Source organism: Micromonospora sp. NBC_00330 (genome assembly GCF_036136635.1).
Lineage (GTDB): Bacteria > Actinomycetota > Actinomycetes > Mycobacteriales > Micromonosporaceae > Micromonospora > Micromonospora salmantinae.
Genome location: NZ_CP108012.1, coordinates 2672186 through 2690331, shown reverse-complemented (window position 1 = coordinate 2690331; position 18146 = coordinate 2672186). Strand labels below are relative to the sequence as shown.

The following is an 18146-nucleotide window of genomic DNA, read 5'->3' as shown; positions in this document are numbered from 1 at the left end:
CAGCAACGTCGTCGGACCTCGCTAGGGTTTCGGAGTGGCCGAGGTGATGCGGGTGGGGGCCTGTCAGACCCCGGAGATTCTGGGCGATGTCGGCGCGGCGGTGCAGTGCATCGAGGAGTTCGGCCGCGAAGCTGATCAGCGGGATGTGGAGTTGCTGCTGTTCCCGGAGTGCTTTCTGCAGGGCTATCTCGTGCAGGAGCAGCACCTGGACGCCCACGCTATGGATCTGCGCTCCGCGTCGTTCGCTGCGCTGCTGCGCCGTGTGGGCCGGATCGGGCAGACCCTTGTCCTCGGTGTCATCGAACGACGGGCGGGCCAGTACTTCAACTCAGCGGTCGTCGTGGCCGGCGGTGAGCTCCTCGGCGTCTACCGTAAAACCCACCTCATGCCGGGAGAATCGCTCTTTACTCCAGGTCAGGACTACCCAACCTTCGAGGTTAAAGGCGTGCTGTTCGGCATCAACATCTGCTCTGACACCCGGGTACCTGCTGCGGCCGCGGCGGTGGCGGCGCAGGGCGCACAACTGCTCCTCGTCCCAGCGCAGAACATGATGCGCCGCGCCTCCGCCCTGCATTGGAAGGACCGGCACACCCCGATCCGCGCCGCCCGGGCCCGGGAGAGCGGCATGTGGCTGGTGTCAGCTGACGTCACCGGTGAGCGTGGCGCGGACCGGATCGGCTACGGGCCGACGAACATCATCAGCCCGCAGGGCGAGGTCGTCGCGCAGGTCGCGGAGATGACGCCGGGCATGGCGACCGCCGACATCGGACGCTGTGAGCCGCCGGGTCAGGCCAAGTGTGGGTGACGCTGCCGCTGACGCCGGTTGGAGCCCGAGGCGATCCCCGGGCGAACGCAGGTGGCCTATTTAGGTGATCCGCCATCCGCTGCTCCAGCAGGGGAACTTCGTCGTGAAGACGTCGACGTCGAGGTTCAGGGTGTGGGCGGCGGGTGCGAACAGCGCCGCGTACTCCGCGTCGGGGGAGAAGAGGGTCCAACGGCGCCTTCGGGCGTCGAGCACGAAAAGCAGACCCCAATGGGCAGTGTCGCTGGCGGCTAGTTCCATCAGTTGTTTCCGCAGGCTGGCGGGAACGTGGGCGTGGTCGAATCGACCATGACCGACGATCATCAGCGGGAACTGAGGTCGGCCACGGTACAAGCCGCGTAAGTTCGGCACCCCTGTCACTCCCAGTACGCTCGTGGCTGCGCGAATCGTCCACGCGCCGCGCGAATAGTCGATGCGACGATGCCCGATCCGCGTCCCATAGCCGTCAACCGAGCGGTGAAGGCATTCCGCAGTCGGGACTACCGTCATCCCCCTACGGCAATCGGGGGACCGGGACTTGGTCGAGCCGGACGGGGCCCCCGGGCAGGTGAATCAGCACATCGCTGGTGGTTTCGTCGACGCCAATCGGAGCGTCGCCGATGGCATCGAGCAGCGCCGTTAGGCGGGGGAAGGCGGTGGTCTGCCGGATGCGATCGGCGGCTCCTGCATCGCGGAACGCCTGTACGGCCATTGCGGCAAGGTTGACGGCGCCGCGCCGATACTGGACGTCGTTACGTGCCAGCAGCGGCCCGCTCAGCAGTCGATCCCGATGCTCGGGCCGGACCGGCTGGTACTCGATGAGCAGGTCAGCGCGTTGGACGGCGAAGCTGGTCTCGCCGTCACGCAGCGCCTGCCGGTTCGGCTCAGGAAGCCGCCCGATGACCGGACCTTGTCGCAGTGCCCGGACCTCTGGTACCTGCTCGATGGTCGGATCCACCAGTCTGTCGTGTTCGGGCAGTAGCAGGATGGTGTGCCCGACCAGGGTGGTGTCGTCGTACCAGCTCGGCTCGTCGGTCGCGTACCGGGTACGACCGCCGTCCGGGTCGTGGATCACCACACCGACCGGCAGGATCTCGGCGGCGATCCCGAACTGCTGGTAGGCGTACCGCAGCTGCGCACACGCGTCGATGCAAGCGTTGGCGCGCTGCCCCTCGGCCATCTTGACCCAGAGCAGGGGCAGGAACTGGATGGCGAGCAACTCCCCAGAGCCCTGCGTCAGCAGTGCCGGCAGGTGATCGTCATGCAGGGCCAGGGTGCCCGGGTCAAACGGCGTCCTGCTGCTGTGTCGTGGTGCCGGCACCCGACCGGGCCTCCGATTCGCGCCTGCCTTCTGATGCTGGACGAACGTGCGCTCACCCGGGTCGGGGCGGATCTCGGCGTGAACCCCGAGGACCACCCACGGGTCGAACCCGCTGTCACGCTCCAGCACGTCGAAGCCGTGGCTGCGGTAGAACCGCTCCAGCTCCGGGCTGTCGGCCATCTGCCCATACGTGATCATGTAGCCGCAGTGCGCGTAAATCTGCTGGCAGCGATGCAGCAACGCACTGCCGATCCCGCGGCCGCGCATCGTTTCGTCGACCGCGATCGCCTTGATCCGCACCATCCACATCACGCCAGCCATGACCAGCTGAAACAGCTGCTGACTGCCCAACCCTGCCCGCCGTTGATGCTCGACCAGCTGCTTGAGCACACCACCCGGCGGGTACGCGACCACCGCTCCGACAACGCCGCGCTGGTCGTGCTCGGCCACCAGCACCAGCGTCGCCGGCGGCAGCAGCCTCCTCGGATCCATGGCCTGCGGGCCGGTGAACTTCTCGGCCATGTATCGCATGAACGTGTCCGGACCACCGTCCAAGCCGGCCCGCAACGCGGCCCCGCCGACACCGGCGTCCACGTCGTCGACGACCTCGTCCTCGAGATGGACACCGGCCAGCGCGGTGAGCCGACGCACTGCGGCCATATCCGCGCCGCGGGCCAGCCGCACTCGCACCTGCTCGGTCACCGGCCAGCCGTCGACCAGGCGCTGCCCGGTCAGGTCGGTGACCCTGTCCGCCGAGGCGGACAGTCGTGTTGCTGGAATCGGCCGGCGAATCGGTTCCCTGCGCCGAGATCGGCTGCTGCGCTTGACCACGAGCAAGCTCCCTCCACCACAACAAACTGCCAGGAGTGACCGTACCGTCGCTATACGACATTGTTCGATGGGTGGCGCCTGGTTCGGCGCCACTGTCACCCCTCGGTGCGGTTGTGGCTGCGCGGATCGTCCACGCGCCGTTGCCGGTAGATGGCGCCGTCGCGGGCGGTGGTGCGCCAGGGGCGGGCGTGCTGCACGGCGATGCGCAGCTCTGGGGCGTCACGGTCGAGCGTGGCGCAGACCAGGTCGGCTGTGCCATCGGGTGCGCAGCGGGCGAGCCAGCCGCCGTGAGGGCCGATAATTCCGGTGGGCATGGCGGTGCTGCATTGCGCGGGCACCGAGACGCTCACCCACTGGCTCATGGTGGCGGCGTGGCCCTGGGCGATCACGGCGAACATCGGGTCTTCGGAGAAGGTGGAGAACAGGACGCAGTCCACGCCCCTGTGCAGGTAGTCGAGGAACATCTCCGGGAAGTTGATCTCGATGCAAAGTGCCAGCCCCAGCTTGAATCCCGCGATGTCGAGGACGCTTGGTGTGAAGCCGGGGGTGTAGAAGCGGGTGATCTCCGTGTGGGAGAGGTAGCGCTTGTCGTAGCGGTCGACGATGCGTCCCTGGTCGGAGATCACGTACAGGCTGTTGTGCGGACGGTGCTCGCCGCTGAGTCGGTGATTGCTGCCCAGGATCACCCACAGGCCGAGTTCACCCGCGAGCGCGGCCGTCTTGTCCAGCTCCCGCCGTAGCATTGTCCAGTCGACGTTCCAGCCGGCGAAGTGGTCCTTGGCCTGCCCGGCGTAGCCGGACAGGGCGCCTTCGGGGAACTGCACCAAGTAGGCACCCTGCTGACGTGCGCGGCGCATGAGCGCACGGATTGCGGTGCCGTTGAGCGTGGCGTCGCAGGTGACTGGCGGTTGGGCGGCAGCGATCGTGAGAGTGGACGAGTCGTCCATTCGGCGGGCGTCGAGCATTTGGGGCGAGCCTCCTGGCGTCCATCGCGGGTGATCAGCTGAGGACTCGGACTCGGGGCCAGCGGTGGGCGGGGCGTTGCCGCGCTAGTCGTTGCGCGGACACGACCTGGCTGACTCGGGTCGGGTTGCGTTGCCAGATGCCGTCGAGAAGGTCATCGAGTCCGTGGGGTGCGCAGACAGCGATGTGCCCGCCGGCGTCGAGACGGATCGCGACGGCGGTGGCGTATTCGGGCCAGGTCGCGACCGCGTCGGCGATGCTTCGCAGCGCGGGGACGGGGTCGCCTCCGAATCGGGCGGGGTACCAGGTGTGCACGGCGGCCTGGTTCTTCGCCTCCCATGGCGGTCCGAGCCAGATCGCCGTCAGATGTTCGGTGGCGTGCTCGTCGTTGGTGCGGGTCAGGTCGGTGGGGTCGAAGAATGCCACGTCGATATCCCGAGCTTGCGAGAAGTCGAATCCGTGCCCGTAGCGTTGGTCCCACACCAGGTCCCTGAGGACACCGGCGCCGATCCAGGCGTCAGGTAGGCCCGAGTCCCGCACGGTGCGCAGCGCCCGCATCAGCGGCTGGCTCCCGCCAACCAGACCGCGTAACTCGTCATCGCGCATGCCCTCTTCACCTCCGGCAGGTCCAGGTTGATCGAGGTCGGGTCAGCTGCGGGGGTGCGGCAACCAGCTGGCCGTGGGCAGTCGTGGCTGCGTGCTGGTTTGAATGTCTCCAGGCAGCTGCGCGGCGTCTGGGTGCGGCGGGGTGCTGATGTGTTGCTGGTGGAGGCGGTGTGCGAGGTAGTCGCTCAGCGAGGTCGCGTGCGGCACGTCCGGGTCGGTGGTGGCGCCGGAAGGGGTGTAGTGGGTGTGCCGTAGCGGGGCCACGAACTCGGACGGGGGCGCGCCGGCTTGCAGACCGGTGGTGATCGCCGTGGACAGCGCCTCGGTTAGGCCGGCCAGGGTGGAGCCGTGTTTGCCGACGCGCAGCTCGACGTGAGTGAGCTGCCCGGACGAGGTGGCCGTGGTGAGGCGCCCCGTGGTGCCGTCCAGCACGAAATCAGTCGTGGTGCCGGCGTACCGGCGAGGTGCCCGCCGCTGCGGGTTGTCATCGCTCATTCTGCGTTCTCCCTGGGTGTGGTGGCGGTGGCCGTGACGGCGGTAGACAGGCCGGTGCTCGCGCTACCGGAACGACGTGCCAGTAGGCGACGTCCGCTGGGCGGGTTCGCGGCGGGGGTGTGGGGCGGGCTGTTCGGGGTGGTCTTCCATGGCAGGATCGCGGCGCTGGTGAGGGTGAGGGCGGCGGTTGCCGTGAGGGCGGTGCGGGGGCCGGTGGCGGCGGCGAGGATGCCGGCGGCTGCGATGAAGAGGGGTTGGGTGAGTTTGCTGGTGATGGACCAGGCGGTCAGGACGCGGGACAGGCAGTGCTCGCTGGTGTGGTTCATGCGGTAGGCGGCGAAGGTGGGATTGAACGTTCCCGCCATGAACAGCAGGAGTGTGTCGGCGAGGGTGATGATGATCAGGCCCGGTGTGCCGGGCGGGGCGAGGGGGATGAATCCCATCCAGAGGGTGCGGGCGACGCCGGTGGTGAGCAGGACCCTGCGGAGGCCGTATCGGGTGGTGAGGGGGCCGGCGGTGAGGGAGCCGAGGATGCCGCCGAGGCAGGGCAGTCCGAGGGCCAGGCCGTACTGCCAGGGCGCCAGGTGTAGGTCGCGGAGCATGAACACCGCGATGATGGGCGTGCTGGCCGTGATGGCGCCGCCGAAGACGACGGCGTTGACGAACAGTGCCCGCAGGCCCGCGTGGTGAAGGATGTGCCGCCATCCTTCGATGGCTTCCCGGCCCCGCCTCGGGGCGGGTTGCCGCGCAGGTGGCGGCGGTTCGGGGCTGCGCAGGCGGCGGATCCCGAGCGCGGACATCAGAAAACTCGCGGCGTCGACGGTGATGGACGCGGTAGCGCCGAGCCAGGACACGAGGACACCGCCGATGGGTGAGCCGAGGCTGTTCGCCGTCCACTGGGAGGTCTCGAATCGGCTGTTGGCGGTGACACGTTGATCGACGGTGACCAGGTGCTTCAGGTGTGCGCCGCTGGCGGCGCCGAACACGATGGTGCCGGCGGTCTGCACGACGGCGACGACGCACAGCTGCTCGTACGTCAGGGCGCCTAGCGCGGCGGCGATGGGGACGCTGGCCAGGGCCGCGAAGCGCAGCAGGTCGGCGCCGATCATCACGGGCCGTTTGCGCCGGAACTCCACCCAAGGGCCCAGGGGCAGGACGATGACCGCCGAAGCGAGGCCGGAGATCACCGCGAGCAGGGAGATCTGCAGAGCCGATGAGTCCAGCAGCAGGATCGCGACCAGCGGCAGCGCGCCCGCCCCGACGGCGGATCCCAGGTGGCTGACCGAGTATGCGCCCCACAGCCGGTGGAAGTCACGGCTCAGCGGGGGAGGTGCCTGTGAGCCGTCTGCGGGGCTGCGGTGGGCCCGCGGGATGGCGGTCGTCCGGTTCATGCCCATCGCATCAGTGCCTGAACGTCGCGGCGTGCTTGGCTGAGTAGCTGTCGCAGGTACGCGAGCCGGGACGTGGTCGAGTCGCCTGCTGGCAGCACGGTGTGCAGGCGGATCTCTCTGCAGGTCAGCAGGAGCAGGTTGACGTAGTAGGCCGTCGTGATGTCGGCGATGTGCACATGTTCGGCGATCGCGGCAGTGAGGGTGGGGCTGGCTGCGGCGCCGATGATGTGCAGTAGCGCGAGGTCGTAGCCGGGTAGGTAGCTGCCGGTGTGCTCGAAGTCGATGAGGGCGCAGTGCTCGCGGTCGAGGAGCAGGTTCGCGGGTAGGGGGTCGCCGTGTGCGGTGACCCGGTCCGGTCCGAGCTGGTCGACGAGGGTGTGTAGGGCGTGCTGGTCGGCGTCGTCGAGGAGTCCGGCGGTGTGTTCGGCGCCGATGCGGCCGTGGTAATCGACAGGTTGCGGCAGCGGCGGTGCTGGCATCCAGGCGGCGACGGTGTCGAGGGTGTCCAGGACCAGCTGTGCGGTGGCCGGGCTGACGTCGCGAGTGAGGTGGCGTTGGTCGTCCAGGCGCTGCCCAGGTAGCTGAGTCAGGACGGTCAGGCGAGCGTCGGCGTACAGGACCTGCGGCACGCGCACGGGGGGTGGCTGATCGGTGAACAGTTCGTACATGCGCAGCTCGTGTTGGCGCCGGCCTACCCAGTACGGGTCGTCGGTGGTCAACAGCTTCACGATCACCGGTCGGCCGTCGCGGCGGCCGGTGGCGACGACGGCCTTGTCGGTACGGTGCACCACCCGGCCGGTACCCACCCCTGCGGCAGCGGCACGGGCGACCAGCGCCGCGAACACGTCATCCGCCCCGTCCGCCACGAGACCGGCACTGCCTGCGCTGGACGTCTGGGGTGAAGTCATGGGACGGCCGGGAGCAGGTCGTCGTCGCGGCCGGTCAACGGCAGGCCGGCGACGGTGGCGATGCGCTCGATCGCTTGCTCCAGCATGGTGGTCTCCGGCAGGACGAGCTCGTTGGACCAGCCGAGGACGTCGCGCGGGGTATACCAGCTGCGCAGGTTTTCCGGCGACACCTCCGCCGCCAAGGGACGCGTCTCGTGGCGTCGCAAGGTCTCGGTAAGTGACACATCGAGGTAGACGAAGAGCGTTCGCCCACGGTGCGCGTCACGCAGCTCGGTGAGCATGCTCCGATAGCGGGCGGTGTGCATGATCCCTTCCAGGATCACGTGGTAGCCGTGGTCGAGGCAGAAGCGGACGTTCTGCGCGATGAGCGCGGGCGCGAGGCCGCCGGGCTTGTCGCGTTCCCTGAGCAGGATCCGACGGATATGGTCTTGGCCGACCATCGCGCAGCCGCGGCCGTGCCGGCGCCGCAACGCCGTGGCGATGGTGCTCTTCCCGGCGCTGGAATTGCCGCGGATGCTGATGAGGATCGTCTCGGAGTTGCCGGTGGGCGCCGCTTGGTCCATGACGGTTCTTCCTATCGCGAGGCGGGTCGGTGCTGTTGCGGGATGGGGCTGTCCTCGCTCGGGGTGGCGTCGTAGCCGGCGGCCTGAAGGGCGAACAGTTCGGCGTACCGGCCGCCGGTGGCGATGAGGTCGTCGTGGCTGCCGGCCTCGACGAGCCGGCCGTGGTGCAGGACGAAGATCCGGTCGGCGTGGCGGACGTTCGCGAGCCGGTGGGTGATCAGGATCGTGGTGGCCCGGCCCTTGCGGTCGCGGATGGCCTGGAACAGGGCGTCCTCGGCGCGGGGGTCGAGCGCGGAGGAGGGCTCGTCCATGATGAGCAGTTCGGCGTCGCGGAGGAAGCCGCGGGCGGCGGTGATGCGTTGCCACTGCCCGCCGGAGAGGTCCTGGCCTCGGGCGAAGGTCCGGTCGAGCAGTGTCTCGTACCCGTGGGGCAGTTCGGTGATCATGTCGTGGGCGACCGCGCGGGCGGCGGCGGACTCGATGAGGTCTTGCCGGGCATCGGTGTCAACGTTGCCGATGGCGATGTTCGTGGCCGCGGTGAACGGCCATTTGTGGTATTCCTGCGTCACTACCGCGATCCTGGCTCGCAGCCCGTCGATGTCGCACTCCGACATGGGCTGGCCGTTCCATTCGATGACGCCTTCGCTGGGGCTGCGGAGGGTGGCGATCATCGCGGCGAGGGTCGTCTTGCCCGAGCCGTTCTCCCCGACGAACGCGACGGTCTGCCCGGCGGTGATGGTCATGGTGACGTTGTCGACGGCGGGTGCGTCGCGGTCGGGGTAGCGCATGCTCACCCCGCTGACGGTCAGTTCCTGCAGCCGTTCGGGGCCCGTCGCGGACACCGGTCCGCTGCTGCCCGGGAGGTAGGCGGCGGCGCGGGTCATGAACCCGGTGTAGTCGTTGAAGTGCTGACCCTCGGTGTAGACGCGGTCGACCTGGAAGGTGACGATGGCGAGGGAACGCTGCGCGGACTGCACGGCGATCACGCACGTCGCCGCGGCGGCGAGGGGGATCTGCCCGTCGATCAGCAGCAGGCCGAGCAGGACGTACACCGCGGCGGTGGCTACTCCTCCGATCATCGCCCCGACCGAGGTGGTGGTGGTGACCCGCCGCGCCAGGACGAGCTGGATGTCGGTCTCGACCTGCATGACCCGGTCGTACTGGTCGAGCAGGAACCGGCGCAGCCCGTACGACCGCAGCTCCGGCGCGGATGCCCGCTCGGCCATCAACCGCTGCAACAGCCACAGCCGGCGCCGGCGCACCGACCCGGCCGTGTATGTCTGATACCGCAGGTGGCCCGCCCGCAGCGCCGCCCACCCGTTCGGCACCGTCGCCACCAACAACGCCACCAGCAACAGCGGGTGGATCACCACGACCGCGACCGCCACCGCCAGTACGCCGGCCAGCCCGGCGAGGAGGTTCATCGACGACTGCACCAGGCCGATCGCCGACTCGGTGCCTCGGGAGGCGCGTTCCATGTCGTCGGCGAACGCGTCGGCGTCGAACGCCTCCAGCCGCACCTGCGTGGACACCTCGAACAGGCCCCGCTCCACCTCCCGGCTCACCTGCGGCGTCAACGCGTTCTGCGCGTACCCCGTGGCGATGCCCATCCCCGCACGCAGCGCGACCGCCACCGCCAGCACGGCCAGCGCGGGCAACGCCGCCCGGACCTTGTCCGCGGTCGGCCCGCCGGCGAACAACTCCACCAACACCCGCTGCGTCGCCAACAGGCCGAAGGCCGCCATCACCCCGGCGCCGACCGTCGCTACCGCCACCACGCCCGTACGCAGCCGGTCTGCACGCCAACTGACGCCCAGAGCGGCCCAGACAAGCCGGGGGAGTTCCGCGAAGACGGTGAACACGCCCGCTTCCGCCCGGGCACGCACTCCCGTCTCCCACCATGTGGCCCGTAGCTCCGGCAAGACCGACTCCGGTCGCGCGATGCCCGGCTGGCCCGCTGTACTGGGGTTCTGTGTGGTGGTCGTCTGCGTCATGGACAAACATCCTCAAAGTTATGCAAATGGATGGCAGCGGGACGTGTGTGAGTCGGGCCGGTCGCCCGAAGGCGACCTCCCGCAGATCGGATCTTCAGCAGAGGGCTACGAGTCGAATCGTGGATGCGGCTGGCCCGTGTAGGGCCGGGGGTCAGGTGACCGGCAGCCCGTTCTCCAGGTACCTGGTGAACCCTTGGCCGCGTGCTTCCCGGGCCGCGGCGACGCGTCGGGCCAGCAGCGCCGGCAGGCGTTCATGGGCCGCCGGCTGGTCGCACCAGGACCAGCTGCGCAACTCTGTCGGCGGCAAGACGATCCGGTCCGTCTGCTCGGACGTGAGCGTGCCCGCATCGAAGACGAACATGACCCCCTCGGTGCGGCCAGGCTGCGGTGGCACCCAGTCCATGACCAGCAGCCGGCCGGGCGTCAGGGTCAGCCCGAGTTCCTCACGGCACTCCCGGACCGCCGCCTGGTAGGGCGACTCGTCGGCCTCGACGCACCCACCGGGGATCTCCCACGAGGCCTTGTATGCCGGCTCGACAAGCAGCACTCGACCGCGGGGATCGGTCAGGAGCAGCCCTGCGGCCATCCGCTTGCGAGGTAGATCGGCGGTGAAGTCACGGCGTTCGGCGGGCATGAGTCGACCGTAGGACGCCAGCCGTCCGACACGCCCGCCGCGCCGTGCCACGACATTGTCGGCAGATTCCGCTGCCGACTCCGACAAGACGGCGACATCGTCGGCCGCGCGTGACCCCTACCGGCGGCCAACGCAGCCGCTAGGCTGCCCGGCTGTCGACCAACCCCGTCCGACCCCCGACAGCCCTCAGTAACCGACCCAGGAATTGTCGGAGGCGGCGGATACGGTCTGCCCGCACCGTGACCGCATCTCGGCACCGCCAGGGGGTGGCAAACCATGGCCGACGACGAGATCACGACGGCACGGCGCGCACTCGGCCGCCACCTCGCACAGCTGCGCAAGCAAGCCAACCTCACCCAGCAGGGCCTCGCCCGGCTCGTGCAGTACGGCCGCAGCTCCGTCGCCAACACCGAGACCGGCCGCCAATACCCCGAGCGCGAGTTCTGGGCACGCTGCGACACCGCCCTGCACACCAACGGCACCCTCACCCAGGAATACGACCGCCTCACCAGGCGAATCCAGCGGCACCAACCACAGCCACCGTCGGTCCCGTCGGCGAAGAACCCGCACCGGCCGCAGCCCGCCGCCAGCACCGATTCCAGTGCTGACGAATCGGCTCTCTGGGAAGACGAGAACAGCATCAACGCCCGCCGAGCCGCGCTGAAGTCCTGCAACGACGAAGACACCCGACTCAGCTACCTCGAAGACGAGGTCCGAAAGGCGATCGCCGACAACGAACGCCTCCCGCCAGCAGTCCGCCTGGCGCGCTTGCGGCCGTTGCGTACCTGTGTGGATGAGCTCATGGCCGGGCAGCAGCACCCACCACAACGCGCCCGGCTCTACACCCTCGCCGTCCACCTGTCCGGGCTGCTCGGCGCCCTCGCCCTGGACCTGGGTGCGATCCGGGTTGCGCACGCCTACGCCGCCGAAGCCTTCGACCTCGCCGAAGCCGCTCAGCAACCTGAGGTGCGGGCAACACTGATCGCACTACGCCGAAAACATCCCGCCTTATCGATGGACGGCCGGGCCGCGGCTTACCCGCGCGATGATGCGTCGGGGGCCGGCGGTGCCGGCTAAGCACCGAGTCGGAGGAGGGCAGATAGACCCGGCCGTACGAGAGCTCGGAACTGTGGGAAGGTGGGCCATATGGGCTTCTTCGACCGGCAGGTAGCGGCATCGGACGTCGCGCCAGAACCGATCAGACAGCCCCGTCCCGCCTGGATGAAACCCGAGGCGGTGATCCCCGGTGTCGTGGCCGAAAGCCACGTGCTGGTCCACACCGATCGCGTCGCGGTCGCGATCAGCGGCCTGCTCGCCTACCCCGCGGGCTTCGAGTTCAGCGTGACCGCGGTGCTGCGTACGCCCGACCGTCGGGCTGATCTGATGCACCACCACCGGGTCGGGTACTGGGCCGGGCAGCCCGTGCCAGCTGATTTCCTCCGGGTGGGTGTGCAGTTCGCTGACGGGAGCACTGTCACCAACATGGATCGGCGCTCACTCACGCTGCTGGATGCTGAGCCCGCTGGCCGGTTGTTGTTTCCGGGCACCGCTGAGTCGGATGCCCGGCGGCACGTGGCGCACTACTGGGTTTGGCCGCTGCCGCAGCCCGGGCCCGTCACCTTCGTCTGCGAGTGGCCGGCGTACGACATGCCCGAGTCGCGGCTGGAGGTCGACGGCCAGGTGATCCTCGACGCCGCCGCGCGGGCGGTCCGGCTCTGGCCCGACACCGACGAGACGACCGACTAACCACGCTCGGACCGCCCGCCCCGCTCAGGCACCCGCAGGTTGCTGCGGTCTGGGCAAGGTCCCGCCTCTGCTGTCACCTTTCGCCGGTGTCGCCGCGCCGGTTGGCGTCACCGCCTAGGTGCGATCAGGCACGGTCATCTCGCGGCTCGGTGGACCGGCCGTGATCGTCGTGCAGATGCTGAGCAGCGCAGAGTGGTTGCGCAGCTTGGTGTACCCCTGGGGAGGATGGAATGCGCCCAGCTGAGCCCTGAGCTGCTCCAGCGACATCCCCGGGTACTCCGCAACTCGTTGGATCGGGATCGCGAAGGCCTGGTCCAGGTCCTGGACGTACTCGAGCACCGAGGCGCCGTTGCCGGGGCGAGCCCGTTCGGCGATCTCGGCAATCCGCTCCGGAGTGTCGACGATGGCGGGCCCGAGGTCGATAACCGCCCCGAGCCGGGCGACAGGCCAGGTGAGGTAGACGTACCAACGCGCTGACTGGCCGGTCAGGAACCGGCGTCGGAACTCGTGCGTCTTCTCGCCTGCCCAGAGGAGGTCGTAGTACAGGGGATTCAGCGACATGAGGATGGGCTCGCGGCCGTCGTCAGCCGCGTCGCCGTTCCCGAATGAGCTCGGTTGGCCGCTACGAGAGATCACGTTGCTGACCGTGCCAGCACCTCCGAGGCCAACTGCGCCACCGGCAGCTGACCATCCAGCACCACCGTGTCGGCCGGCAGCATGCTGACAGCCGCAGCGCAGCGGGCTACCTGTTCCAGCCGCCAAGCACGTACCTGCGCATCACGATCCGGGTCATCCGGCCAGACGGACTGCGCCGCGATGCGCGTCCGTAGGACGTCGGTGGGCACGTCGATGAAGAAATAGTCGACAAGCACCTCGTGGGCCCGCAGCCGGCCGAAAATCTCGTCAAGATACGACGGCACCACCACGGTCATCGGTACGACAAGCGTCCGTCCGTACTCCTCAAGCAGCGCCGTTGCTGTATCCGCGACGCTACGCCGCCATACCCGCAGGTCTTGAAAATCGCCACTCGCGGGCGGCGGAACGATCTCGCGGAGCATGAACCCTGGCAACTCCGCATCGAACATCAGCAGCCGAGGGTCATCCGTCGTCAACTGCTGCGACAGAGTCGTCTTCCCAGCGCCGAACGCACCGTTGATCCAGATCACGCGCACGTGTCGCTCCTCAGGCCTCCGGCGGATTCACTAGTAATTGATCTAGGAGGGGGTGGCTCGTCCAGCCGAGGGCAGCCAGTTTGCCTGCGGGCAGGAGATCGTGAGCAGACCGTGCGTCTTTGTCAGCACCGCTACGTTCCTTCCGATGAACCCGATGATGCTGTCGAGTTGCCTGCCCCGGCGTGCGTGCGACGATGGCTCCATGAACCACGGCAGCGCCGGCTTGGTTATCTGGGACGTTGACGGAACGCTCATCCCCGCAGACTTGCGCTGGCTGACGCGAGCGATCTCTCGCGCCTACGGCATGGCCGAGTCGGAGGTTGTCTTCCCTGACAAGAAGGTGCACGGCTATACGGACGAGTCGATTGCCATCGACACGGCGATCACCTCGGGCGTCGACGCGTTGGCTGCGGAGGCCGGCATACCCGCCTTCCGCGAGGCCATCGCCGCGGTAATGCAAGAGGGCCGGCGGGAGCTGGCTGAGGTGCAGCCACCGTATCCAGGTGCTGCGGCGAGCATCGCGGAGCTGCACGGCCGTGGTTTCCACCAGACCGTGCTGACCGGCAACCTGCGCTCGGCCGCCGAGGTGAAGCTGCAGGTGTCGGGCTTGGACGAGTTTCTCGATCTCCGCATCGGCGGGTTCGGGTCGGACGCTCGAGACCGCTTCCAACTCCCGGCGGTCGTAGCTGGACGCTACCTCGCGACCTACGGCCAACAGCTCGATCCTGATCGAGTAATCGTCATCGGGGATGCGCCCAACGACATCGCCTGCGCACGTCACGCAGGCTTCCATGTCGCTGTTGTCGCTCACCGGATTGGACATCAAGAGTTGGCCTCCCACCACCCTGACGTGGTACTCGACAGTCTTGACCCAACGGCGGTAGTGGCGGCGGTTAACTCGCTGTGGGCTTCGGGCGGGTCGCCGGCTACCTCTTAGGCAGCCATTTGCTCCTCAAGTTCGCGTACAACCGGCTCAGCGCGCCAACGGGCCAGCCGCTCTCGGGCTCGTTGAGCTCGGGCGATGCCCCGCTGGTTGCCGCCGGCCTTCAGCTGACCGAAGGTGTCGCCGAGCAGAGTGCAGGATCGCTCCAGCTCGCCGGTCTCGGCGTAGGCGCTCGCGAGGTCGACCGCCGCAGCGAGGGCGACGTTGATGTTCGCGGAGTCGTGTTCGAGCGCTTGTACTGCACCTTCGAGCACCCCCACAGCCTGCTCGGGCTGGCCGAGGAGAAGATGGCATGTGCCCGCGTAGACGTGGAGACGGGCGTTGCTCCAGTCGCTGTAGAGGCCGACACAGTCAATCGGTGACAAGTCGTTGACCGCTGCCTCTGCTCGCCCTAGGGCAGCGGTAGCCTCGCGCGGAAGTCGTAGGGCGGCATAGGCCTGGGCCTGCTCGGCGGCTATGCGAGCTCGCGCGGCGGGGCTGAGATCTGCGGAGGCGCGATCGGCCTCGTCGAGCAGCCGCAGGCCGATCATGACGTCACCATCGGCTTCGATCAGCGTGGCGGCTTGGAGGTTACTCTCGAAGATTCGTGCGGTGGCGCTGATCCTGCGGTCACCGAGCCTGTCGCCCAACTGGCGGGCGTAGGCGCAGTGAGCGATTGCGAGAGCACGATTGCCCTGCGCACTCCACAGCCGGCTGGCGACGACCGAAGCTTCGGCGAGCATGGCCCCAATATCAGCACGGATGGGTGCACGGCCGGCTTTGCGGTAGAGCGTCGACAGGCATTCACGGTGCGCCTCGATCAGCCCCAGCAGCACATCGGGTGACACGGCTTGGCGTTGTTGCGCCAGCATGCTGGTCAGCGTGGAGAAGGTGTGCCACTCGCCTGCCAGGTAGTCGCCGCCGACCCTGCCGGCTAGCGCCTCAAGAGCGGTGGAGGACGACGGCTCTGGAGCAACCTCAAGCGGCTGAGGTGCCGGCACACTGCTCGGCACGTGTCGGGCGCTGGCGTGGCGGATCCGATCGTATTCTCGGGCCAGACTGCCGCCGGTCCGCAAGAGCTCATCGCATTGGGACCAAAAGTTCCGCCCCACTCGCTGACGGCCGGTCTCCACGTTCGCGATCGTGCTTCGTCCGTAGTTGACAAGAGGCGCAAACGCTTCTTGCGTGTAACTGGCGGCCTTACGGCTGCTGGCGAGCAGCTGGCCAAGAGCGATCCATGCCTCGGCAATTTCTTGCGGTGGAACGCTCGGCATCAGCAGCTCCCGATGGAGACGAACGTCCGCACGAGGCGACACGTGGTGGCGTGAGGACACTCTAGTGCGGAGCTGTGGTGCGTCGGTTACTCAGCGGCTTCTTCCAACATTCTTCCGACAAAATTCCGACATCGCTCTCGCGTTGGCCGGAATTCGCGTGACCTGAGACTTTCGTATGCTCCCTGCTCGTGACCCGTGCGCTAGAAAAAAATGATCATGAGGTTGAAGCCAAGTACCAGGTCAGCGACCTGGAAGAGTTGATCACGGCGCTCGCCCAGCGGCAGGTGGCGTTGACGGAGCCGTCGGTGCAGGACGACCAGGCGTACGCGCCAGCCGGCTGGTCGTACGGGATGCCGAAGATCGGTGTTCCGTTCGCGCGTCTGCGCACGCAGGAGGGCCGCCATCTGTTCACCGTGAAGAAGCCGATCGACAACGAGATGGCGTGCCTGGAGCACGAATGCGTGATCTCCGACCGCGACGCGGTGCACGAAGCGCTCGCCACGATGGGCTGGGTGCCAACCGTGCGAATCGTCAAGCAGCGTCGAACCGGTGATTGGGGTGGCGCGACGGTGTGTGTAGACGTCGTCGATGGGCTCGGCGCGTTCATCGAGGTAGAGCGGGTGGTCAACTCCCAGCGTTCGGGTGAGCAGGTGCAGCACGGACTCGATGCGATGATTCGATCACTGGGCGTTCCGGTGTTGCGGGTCGCGGACACCTACGACACCTTGATTTGGAACCTGACGAGCGCTGCTCGGGCATCGTCGCCGACCTGACGGGGCGGCCACGCCTGTTGCCGCCCCGGCTGTGCCGGCCGCACAACTGGCCGCAAGGCCGGCGCGGCTGCCGGTGATATCGGTCGGCCTGAGCTGCCGCATCCGCTAACTGGGCACCTCAGGAGTGTCCAACTTTAGGTTCCTCAATGCAACCCGATTGGCGACTATTGAGGAACTCCTCAAGCTTCTTTATCTGGGTTCGATCCGAATGTGGCTTCTATGTCGAGAAACTCAAGCAATAAGGCGAGAAGGTGCTTTCCATCCATGAGCTGTATGCTGTGTTCCGCAGCAAGCGCCTGTGCTGCCGGCGCGAAACTGCTGCTGGTTACCAGTACACCGGACTCTGCTTCTGCGACTTGCATAGCGCCTAAAAGTTGACGCACTGCACTTACGGCCACGGGCCACCTTGAAAGCTTCACCTCTATGATGGTCGCGCCATCGCCACGGTTAGAGTGAGGATGCTTCGCCAAAATGTCATAACCAAGGTCCTCCTTTGCTGGCGTGGATTCAATATTTGCGTATCCCATGGCAGTAAAGAGTGCCAGTATGAGCTGTTCGAACATGACTACCGACAAATTGAATAAGTCAGGTTTAGCCTCTGCCTCACTGCCAGGATGGCGGAGGTCACCCAACAGTGCCTCAACTCTCGTCATCACCTCGGACTCGCGTACTGCACGTACTGTGTCATCGCTTACGCTGCCTGGGAACTGGTGCGCAGCAACCTCAAGAAAACCCGACAGCGTTAGGAGTTTTAACTCTGCACCAGTGCGCTCGAAGAGTTCTTGTCGCAACTCGGGGCGCGCCCTATCGGGAGCGCCCTTCTTGTCGAGAATCCACCAATCTCCCTTGACGTCGTTCGTGACTAAGGCTACGCGGCCATAACGAGAAACTTGCGATGCGTGGTCTAGAACTTGGCTCCAAAGTATGTAATCGCCGGCCGAACGATAGGCTGAAGCCTTGTCTGCGTCTTTGTAGCCAGGTGGGATCCCGTTGGGGAAGCGGAATTCTATGGCCTCCTTGACAAGCCGCATCAAGCGTTCCTGCGTGTAGGGCTCACCAATTTTTCCCTTGGTGATGTCTTCAAGGTGCGCGAGGATAGGGTCTTCGGAAGTAATTTCGCCCGGCCCGATGTCATGCTCATCTTGCAGTGCCTGCAGCTCTGCCAATGCGGGGTCCATGGCCCCGTCGAGTCTAGCCATGATGGATTGTTCGTCGAGTCCGTACGCTTGCGGCTCCCACTTACGGTCCGTCATATTGTGTTGTCGAAACTCGATCAGCCTGACTATCGATTTCCTGATCTCGGCTACGGCTCTTGTGTTTGCTTGCGACAGTAGTAATCGAGTCTCTCGAAACTGAGACATCTTGCCCCTTACGACGTCCAGGCGATTCCGATGAAACTCGCTTGCGGCCTGGTGGGGAATCCAAAGACGTCCTTCAACCGACCTTAAGGTTGTGAAAATCTGCTCACGCGCCAAGGTCGTTACCCTGTAGAGATGCAACAATACGTTCGCGTCTAGAACTACGAGTCCTTGGCGTATGAACGGGCCGGGGTTGGGATCGGGTTCCACCCAGGCGCGGAAGGAGTCGGACAGCCCCAAGTTGCGCCATCCATCGCCCTGCTGCGGTTTGCTCACATGGCCAAGCTACTTGTCGCCTAACCAGGGGGTCCAGTTACTTGGCGTCATCACGCAATGACTCGATGTCTGTCGAGGCGGCGACCGCGCGCCCGGTGGTCCGGCTCCTCGCACCGA

19 protein-coding genes are annotated in these 18146 nt (G+C 67.0%); 5 read left to right on the top strand and 14 right to left on the bottom strand.

Annotated features, from left to right (window positions below; translation table 11 throughout):
- Positions 1-34 precede the first annotated feature (34 nt).
- Positions 35-805, top strand: a complete 771-nt coding sequence (locus OG598_RS11965) for a carbon-nitrogen hydrolase family protein (RefSeq protein ID WP_328654485.1) — start codon at positions 35-37, stop codon at positions 803-805.
- A gap of 60 nt (positions 806-865) precedes the next feature.
- Here the strand turns inward: OG598_RS11965 and OG598_RS11960 are convergent, their stop codons facing one another.
- The 10 genes from OG598_RS11960 to OG598_RS11915 form a co-directional block, all read right to left on the bottom strand.
- The gene (locus tag OG598_RS11960; protein ID WP_328654484.1) at positions 866-1063 is read right to left on the bottom strand and encodes a hypothetical protein; all 198 of its coding nucleotides are present in this window, start codon (positions 1061-1063) and stop codon (positions 866-868) included.
- Positions 1064-1316: 253 nt separating this feature from the next.
- Positions 1317-3047, bottom strand: a complete 1731-nt coding sequence (locus OG598_RS11955) for a GNAT family N-acetyltransferase (RefSeq protein ID WP_328654483.1) — start codon at positions 3045-3047, stop codon at positions 1317-1319.
- A gap of 2 nt (positions 3048-3049) precedes the next feature.
- On the bottom strand, positions 3050-3919 hold the full coding sequence (locus OG598_RS11950) for a carbon-nitrogen hydrolase family protein (protein WP_328654482.1): 870 nt from the start codon (positions 3917-3919) through the stop codon (positions 3050-3052).
- Between the two features lie 34 nt (positions 3920-3953).
- Entirely contained in the window at positions 3954-4523 is a 570-nt protein-coding gene (locus OG598_RS11945; protein ID WP_328654481.1) for a nucleotidyltransferase family protein, read from the bottom strand.
- Positions 4524-4565: 42 nt separating this feature from the next.
- Positions 4566-5018, bottom strand: a complete 453-nt coding sequence (locus OG598_RS11940) for a TSCPD domain-containing protein (protein WP_328654480.1) — start codon at positions 5016-5018, stop codon at positions 4566-4568.
- A complete protein-coding gene (locus tag OG598_RS11935) occupies positions 5015-6409 on the bottom strand; it encodes an MFS transporter (RefSeq protein WP_328654479.1) in 1395 nt (464 codons plus the stop codon). The genes OG598_RS11940 and OG598_RS11935 overlap by 4 nt, the downstream gene beginning before the upstream one ends.
- Entirely contained in the window at positions 6406-7317 is a 912-nt protein-coding gene (locus OG598_RS11930) for a phosphotransferase (RefSeq protein ID WP_328654478.1), read from the bottom strand. The genes OG598_RS11935 and OG598_RS11930 overlap by 4 nt, the downstream gene beginning before the upstream one ends.
- Positions 7314-7880 (bottom strand): kinase, encoded by a 567-nt coding sequence (locus OG598_RS11925; protein ID WP_328654477.1) that lies wholly within the window; start codon positions 7878-7880, stop codon positions 7314-7316. Before OG598_RS11925 ends, OG598_RS11930 begins: the two co-directional genes overlap by 4 nt.
- An 11-nt stretch (positions 7881-7891) precedes the next feature.
- Positions 7892-9874 carry an ABC transporter ATP-binding protein gene (locus OG598_RS11920; RefSeq protein ID WP_328654476.1) on the bottom strand — a complete coding sequence of 661 codons (1983 nt, stop codon included), beginning with the start codon at positions 9872-9874 and terminating at the stop codon, positions 7892-7894.
- A 151-nt stretch (positions 9875-10025) separates the two neighbouring features.
- Positions 10026-10508 (bottom strand): NUDIX hydrolase, encoded by a 483-nt coding sequence (locus tag OG598_RS11915; protein ID WP_328654475.1) that lies wholly within the window; start codon positions 10506-10508, stop codon positions 10026-10028.
- Positions 10509-10784: 276 nt separating this feature from the next.
- Here OG598_RS11915 and OG598_RS11910 point away from each other — a divergent pair, with 276 nt between their 5' ends.
- A complete protein-coding gene (locus OG598_RS11910; protein WP_328654474.1) occupies positions 10785-11585 on the top strand; it encodes a helix-turn-helix domain-containing protein in 801 nt (266 codons plus the stop codon).
- A 69-nt stretch (positions 11586-11654) separates the two neighbouring features.
- Positions 11655-12254: a hypothetical protein gene (locus tag OG598_RS11905; RefSeq protein ID WP_328654473.1), complete on the top strand. Its 600-nt coding sequence runs from the start codon at positions 11655-11657 to the stop codon at positions 12252-12254.
- 114 nt (positions 12255-12368) lie between these two features.
- On the opposite strand, the gene OG598_RS11900 is transcribed toward OG598_RS11905, so the two are convergent.
- Positions 12369-12815, bottom strand: coding sequence for a hypothetical protein (locus OG598_RS11900; RefSeq protein WP_328654472.1), 447 nt, complete (start codon positions 12813-12815; stop codon positions 12369-12371).
- 71 nt (positions 12816-12886) lie between these two features.
- Positions 12887-13426: an AAA family ATPase gene (locus tag OG598_RS11895; protein ID WP_328654471.1), complete on the bottom strand. Its 540-nt coding sequence runs from the start codon at positions 13424-13426 to the stop codon at positions 12887-12889.
- A gap of 145 nt (positions 13427-13571) precedes the next feature.
- Here OG598_RS11895 and OG598_RS11890 point away from each other — a divergent pair, with 145 nt between their 5' ends.
- Positions 13572-14363, top strand: a complete 792-nt coding sequence (locus OG598_RS11890) for an HAD family hydrolase (RefSeq protein ID WP_328654470.1) — start codon at positions 13572-13574, stop codon at positions 14361-14363.
- Here the strand turns inward: OG598_RS11890 and OG598_RS11885 are convergent.
- Positions 14360-15622, bottom strand: a complete 1263-nt coding sequence (locus OG598_RS11885) for a helix-turn-helix domain-containing protein (RefSeq protein ID WP_328654469.1) — start codon at positions 15620-15622, stop codon at positions 14360-14362. The genes OG598_RS11890 and OG598_RS11885 overlap by 4 nt on opposite strands.
- Before the next feature lie 188 nt (positions 15623-15810).
- Here OG598_RS11885 and OG598_RS11880 point away from each other — a divergent pair, with 188 nt between their 5' ends.
- Complete coding sequence (locus OG598_RS11880) at positions 15811-16395, top strand: class IV adenylate cyclase (protein ID WP_328654468.1); 585 nt, start codon at positions 15811-15813, stop codon at positions 16393-16395.
- A gap of 179 nt (positions 16396-16574) precedes the next feature.
- Here the strand turns inward: OG598_RS11880 and OG598_RS11875 are convergent, their stop codons facing one another.
- Positions 16575-18029, bottom strand: coding sequence for a PIN-like domain-containing protein (locus OG598_RS11875; RefSeq protein WP_328654467.1), 1455 nt, complete (start codon positions 18027-18029; stop codon positions 16575-16577).
- Positions 18030-18146: the final 117 nt, after the last annotated feature.